Here is a 2,072-nt window from a genome sequence, read left to right on the forward strand (position 1 = left end):
TCCCCACAGCAGCACCATCGGGACCGGAGACAGCAGAAGCGTTTCAACAGTGGTCTTGAGACTTTGCGGCCAATCGACGATGTCGCCGATGCTGGTCCGAGGCCAGTCGAATGTCCGGATCAGCGCGCCCATCTCGCCGCCACCGGATGGCCAGCGGTTCGGCACGTCGTCACTCATACCATCACCCTCGTGCGAACTACTTTCAGCTCATTCGACGGGCGATCAATGGCCGTCGCCAGTAAGGCAAGCGCCGTGCATCTTTGTGCACATGTGAACATAGCCACGCCGCTGCGCCAGGCGCGGCGTCGTGCCGCATGATGCCACCATTCTGCGGCACTTGCCAATCAGGCCGCGCGCCCCGCAGCGGCCCAAGTTGAGACGAGCGGCGCTGTCAGCACATCGCGGTATCCATTCAGGGTCATGAGCGGCAGCCGGGAACTTGCCTCGGCCCCGGGAGTTGCAAATTCAAGCATTTTACGGCCGGGGCCCAAATTGCTGGTGCGGAGCTAATGGGGCTGCGGTCTCCTCGTCGTGAAAGCTTCCGAGAGCGAGATGACCGACACCTCCAGCGCTTTCCAAAACAACGAGCCTGCAAACCTGCCGAGGATTTCCACCGGCAGCAGCGGACTGGACGACATCCTGGGAGGCGGCTTCGATGCCAATCGAATGTACCTCTATGAGGGCAGACCCGGCACGGGCAAGACCACGATAGCGCTGCAATTCCTTCTGAAAGGCGTGCAGACCGGTGAACGGGTGCTCTATATCACCCTGTCCGAAACCAAGCGCGAGCTGAACCTCGTAGCGCTCCGGCACGGCTGGACACTGAAAGACGTCGACGTCTTTGAACTCGTTCCGCCGGAGACGACGCTCGATCCCGGGCGCGAACTGACGGTGTTTCACCCCGCCGAAGTGGAGCTGAGCGAAACCACAAACCTGATCTTCAAGGAGGTCGAGCGGGTCAACCCGACCAGGGTGGTGTTCGACAGCCTTTCCGAACTGCGTTTGCTTTCCCAGAATTCGCTGCGTTACAGGCGCCAGGTTCTGGCGCTGAAACACTACTTCACTCACCGCAATTGCACCGTGATCCTGCTTGACGATCTTTCGTCGTCCCAGGACGATCTTCAGCTGCATTCGATTGCCCACGGCGTCGTCATGCTCGAACAGCTTGCGCTCGACTACGGAGCGGAGCGCCGCCGTCTTCGCGTGATGAAGATGCGAGGCATGCGCTTCCGCGGCGGTTTCCATGACTTTACGATCGAGCAAGGCGGCTTGCGAATCTTTCCGCGGCTGGTTGCGGCCGAACATCACAAGCCGTTCCCCGGAGAAACCACGCCCAGCGGCAATGCCGAACTCGACGAGCTTCTCGGCGGCGGCCTGGAGCGTGGCACCAACGTGCTGCTGATCGGTGCGGCAGGCGTCGGCAAGTCTTCGCTCGCGCTCACCTACGCGATCGCGGCCGCCGAACGCGGCGAGCACGCCGTGTTCTTTGCCTTCGACGAGGGACGCGGCACGGTCGAAGCGAGGGCGCGGACGCTCGGCCTGTCGTTCGACAAATATGTCGAGGCCGGATTGATCAGATTCCAGCAGATCGACCCCGCGGAGATGTCACCGGGCGAGTTCGCCGCGAACGTTCGCAACAGCGTCGAAGCCGACAACGCGCGCATCATCGTCATCGACAGCTTGAACGGATACCTGAATGCGATGCCCGATGAGCGCTTTCTGGTCCTGCAAATGCATGAACTACTGACCTATCTGGCGCAGCAAGGGGTTTTGACCATCCTGATCCTTGCTCAACACGGGCTGGTCGGGCCGATGGATACGCCGCTCGACATCAGCTATCTGAGCGACGCCGTGATCATGCTGCGCTACTTCGAATTGGCGGGAACGGTGCGGCGCGCGCTCTCGGTAGTCAAGAAGCGAAGCGGCCAGCACGAGCACACCATTCGCGAATTCCGCCTGAGCCGGGACGGCATCAAGGTCGGGCCGCCGATGAAGGAATTCAGCGGTATCTTCTCCGGCAACCCGCTCTACACCGGTCCGGCGATGCCAGAGGAACCGGTGAGGTGAGCGTG

At 61.5% G+C, this 2,072-nt stretch carries 1 protein-coding gene; it reads left to right on the top strand.

Going from position 1 to position 2,072, the window contains the following annotated elements; translation table 11 throughout:
* Window positions 1-552: 552 nt before the first annotated feature.
* Window positions 553-2,067 (top strand): ATPase domain-containing protein, encoded by a 1,515-nt coding sequence (locus VFL62_RS20830; protein ID WP_325174273.1) that lies wholly within the window; start codon window positions 553-555, stop codon window positions 2,065-2,067.
* Window positions 2,068-2,072 lie beyond the last annotated feature (5 nt).

It is taken from the genome of Bradyrhizobium sp., from assembly GCF_035701725.1.
Taxonomy (GTDB): domain Bacteria; phylum Pseudomonadota; class Alphaproteobacteria; order Rhizobiales; family Xanthobacteraceae; genus Bradyrhizobium.